Source organism: Marilutibacter maris, assembly GCF_006546735.2.
Lineage (GTDB): Bacteria > Pseudomonadota > Gammaproteobacteria > Xanthomonadales > Xanthomonadaceae > Marilutibacter > Marilutibacter maris.
Genome location: NZ_VICD02000151.1, coordinates 1 through 3,246 on the forward strand (window position 1 = coordinate 1; position 3,246 = coordinate 3,246).

The 3,246-nt window shown below is 69.7% G+C and carries 5 protein-coding genes and 1 tRNA gene; 1 reads left to right on the forward strand and 5 read right to left on the reverse strand.

Annotation, left to right across the window (positions count from 1 at the left end; all coding sequences use genetic code 11):
* On the forward strand, positions 1-738 hold a 738-nt coding region (locus FKV24_RS09450; protein WP_141482205.1), incomplete at its 5' end, for a hypothetical protein.
* A gap of 186 nt (positions 739-924) precedes the next feature.
* Here the strand turns inward: FKV24_RS09450 and FKV24_RS09455 are convergent.
* The 5 genes from FKV24_RS09455 to FKV24_RS19265 form a co-directional block, all read right to left on the reverse strand.
* Complete coding sequence (locus tag FKV24_RS09455; RefSeq protein WP_111265510.1) at positions 925-1,125, reverse strand: CsbD family protein; 201 nt, start codon at positions 1,123-1,125, stop codon at positions 925-927.
* A gap of 214 nt (positions 1,126-1,339) precedes the next feature.
* On the reverse strand, positions 1,340-1,492 hold the full coding sequence (locus FKV24_RS09460) for an entericidin A/B family lipoprotein (RefSeq protein ID WP_141482206.1): 153 nt from the start codon (positions 1,490-1,492) through the stop codon (positions 1,340-1,342).
* Positions 1,493-1,692: 200 nt separating this feature from the next.
* On the reverse strand, positions 1,693-2,616 hold the full coding sequence (rocF, locus tag FKV24_RS09465; protein ID WP_141482207.1) for an arginase: 924 nt from the start codon (positions 2,614-2,616) through the stop codon (positions 1,693-1,695).
* Between the two features lie 69 nt (positions 2,617-2,685).
* Positions 2,686-2,761: transfer RNA gene (locus FKV24_RS09470), tRNA-Thr, on the reverse strand.
* 36 nt (positions 2,762-2,797) lie between these two features.
* Positions 2,798-3,246 (reverse strand): hypothetical protein (locus FKV24_RS19265; protein WP_170288268.1); only part of this gene is annotated, 449 nt, incomplete at its 5' end.

The window sequence follows — 3,246 nt, forward strand, 5'->3', positions numbered from 1 at the left end:
CCCTACCCCTCGCCCGTCGCCGATCCGGTGCAGATGACCCTGGTCGATCGCGACAACGGCGACTGGCTGCCGACGCACCCGCACCGAGGCGAACAGTGGGTCGCCGGCCAGCCGGGCCACCGCTATGCGGTGCGCCTGACCAATACCAGCGACCGCCGGGTGCTGGTGGTGCTGTCGGTGGACGGCGTCAATGCGGTCAGCGGCGAGACCGCCGACCCGTCCCAGGCCGGCTACGTGCTGCAACCCTGGCAGAGCACCGAGATCGGCGGTTGGCGCAAGTCGCTGGGCGAGGTCGCGCAGTTCGTGTTCACCGATCCGCGCAACAGCTACGCCAGCCGCACCGGACGCCCGCGCAATGTCGGCGTGATCGGGATCGCGGTGTTCGAGGAGGCCTGGTATCCGCGGCCCCACCCGCATGCACCGGGCATCGCCAAGTCCGAAGCCTCGCGCGCCGACGCTCCCGCCGCCGACATGGCCGAGGCCGAGTCGAGCGGCTACGCCTCGCGTGCGCAACGACAGCAACTGGGCACCGGCCACGGTCAGCGCGAGTGGTCGCCGGCCTCGCGCACCCACTTCGTCCGCGCCAGCCGCCACCCCAGCCAGGTCAGCGAGATCCGCTACGACACCCGCGCCCAGCTGGTCGCCCGCGGCATCATCCCGCGCTGGCGCCACCATCGCGACGACATCGCCGCGCCGCGCGCGTTCCCGGGCGGCTTCGTCGCCGATCCGCCGCGATAACGCCGGACCACGCACCCACCCCGACCGCGAACCGGCCGCCCCCGGCCCCGCCGATGCGACGGAGCCGGGGACGGCCATGGGTCGGTTGCAGGTGTGGATCCGCCGAGGTGCCGATTCACTGAGGAGCGGATCCGGTCGGGGATCGATCCGGCGCGGGACCGATCCCCCGCAGGGGGGCAGCGGGGGTCAGTGCAAGCCGCGCTCGAAGTCGCGCACCTCGCGCTTGGCGTGTTCGCGATCCCAGCCGTACTGCTCCTGCAGCTTGCCCGCCAGGTACTCGGAATTGCCTTCGGCGATGTCGAATACGTCATCGGTCAGGTCGCCCCAGCGGGCCTGGGCCTTGCCTTTGATCTGCTTCCAGTTGCCAGCAATGATGTCCTTGTTCATGCGGATGCCTCTCGATGTGTGTGGGGGAAGCGGTCGTACTGCGACCGCGCATGCAGGGTCCCGCACCCACCGTTCGCATCGGATCATCGCGGCGTTATTTCGCCGCAGATGTTCATGAACCCCTCCCGAGCCGTTCATCGCACGTACGGTTGCAAAGAAAAAGGCCGGGAAATTCCCGGCCTTTTCCGTGCGTGAGGCAGACTCGTCCAGCGGCTCAGCATTTGCCGTCCTTGCAGTCCTCGGCCTTCTCCTCGACCTTTTCGCCGACGGCCTGCACGTCCTTGCCGGCGCCGGCCATCGTGTTGCAGGCGCCCAGGGTGCCCACCAAGAAAGCGGCCAGCAGCATCAGTGCGATCAGACGCTTCATTTCGCATTCCTCCCATCGTGTGGTGGCGGATCGCGCGGTCCGCGGAGCAACCGCTAGGACATCGACCGCGAAGATCCGGGGCATGCGGGGGCATGCCGTGCCGTCCATCCCACGACAAGCGCCATGCAAACGACGTGAAACCGGCCGCCGCCGGTCAGCACCCGCTCAGCTGGCCTCGACGCTCTGTTCAGCCGGCGCGCTCAGTCGCGCATCAGGGTCGACTTGCCGAACAGGCTCTCGACCAGGTCCACCGCCAGCTTGCCGGTGCGGTTGCGCTTGTCCAGCACGGGATTGAGTTCGACGATGTCCAGCGAGGCCATGCGGCCGTTGTCGGCGATCATCTCCATCACCAGCTGCGCCTCGCGGTAGTTGGGACCGCCCGGCACGGTGGTGCCCACGCCCGGCGCGATGCTGGGGTCGAGGAAGTCGACGTCGAAGCTCACGTGCAGGTGGGTGTTGTCGTCGACGCCTTCCAGCGCCTCCTCCATCACCCGCTTCATCCCGACCTCGTCGATGTAGCGCATGTCGTAGATGTCCAGGCCGTGCTCCTTGACCAGCCGCTTCTCGCCCTGGTCGACCGAGCGGATGCCGATCTGGCGGATCACGTCGGGGGTGATCGCCGGGCCTTCGCCGTCGAGATGGGTCAGTTCACGGGGGCCGATCCCGCACAGGCAGGACACCGGCATGCCGTGGATGTTGCCCGACGGCGTCACCTGGCTGGTGTTGAAGTCGGCGTGGGCGTCGAGCCAGAGCACGCGCAGCTGCTTGCCGGTCTCGCGGCAATGGCGGGCGACCGCGGTGATCGAGCCCAGGCCGAGGCAGTGGTCGCCGCCTAGCACGATCGGCAACCGCCCCTCGCGCAGCTCCGCGCGCACCGCGTCCATCACCGCGCGGTTCCAGGTCACGACCTCGGCCAGGTGCCGGTAGCCGTCGACCGGCGGCAGCCACGGATTGCGCGGACCGTCAAGGTTCCCGCGGTCGACCACGTCGACGCCGCGCGCGACCAGCGCCTTGCCGAGCCCGGCGATGCGCAGCGCCTCCGGTCCCAGCCGCGCGCCCTGGTGGCCGGCGCCGATGTCGGTCGGTGCTCCGATCAGGGAAACGGGCGGATACTGGCGGCTCATTCGGGGACGACTCCTATGCGATGCGTGCTGTGCGATGCGAGCTGCGCAATGCGCGCTCTGCGATGCATGTGGTGCCGGCTGTCAGACTCGAACTGACGACCTACCGCTTACAAGGCGGTTGCTCTACCAACTGAGCTAAGCCGGCACGGCAGGCCATTCTAACTGAAGCGTCGCGGCCGCCTCAGGGGGCCGGCGCGCAGTCGATCTCCTCGTGGCCGGGCGCGCCGGCGGCGGCCTGGGCCTGTTCGGGATCGAAGTCGGCGCCGGCATCGACGTCGAACCAGACCTTGGCCGCGCCGCGGCCGATCGGCGCCATGCGCGCGGAAAACCCCTTCCCGGCCAGCGCCTCGACCCGCCGCTGCGCCGCGGTCTGGCTGCCGTAGCGGCCCAGCGCGATCGACTGCGCCTCGATGCCGTCGCGAACCACGAACATGTCGCTGACCCCGGCTTCCGACAGCGCCCGCGCGGCGGCCTGCACCGCCTCCGCGTCCGCGAACGGCGGCAGGTAGACCCGCCAGGCCTGGGGCTCGCCCTCTTCCTGCTTGCGCGGAACGATACGCGTCACCAGCGGCTCCAGCGCGGTCCGCGCCAGCGCGGCGGCGTCGTTCTCGAACGGTCCGAAGCTGAAGC

Bases quoted from the DNA above. Each gene is read 5' to 3' on its own strand.
- FKV24_RS09455 (WP_111265510.1), bottom strand. From the start codon at position 1,125: ATGAACAAGGACATCATTGCTGGCAACTGGAAGCAGATCAAAGGCAAG.
- FKV24_RS09460 (WP_141482206.1), bottom strand. From the start codon at position 1,492: ATGAAGCGTCTGATCGCACTGATGCTGCTGGCCGCTTTCTTGGTGGGC.
- rocF (WP_141482207.1), bottom strand. From the start codon at position 2,616: ATGAGCCGCCAGTATCCGCCCGTTTCCCTGATCGGAGCACCGACCGAC.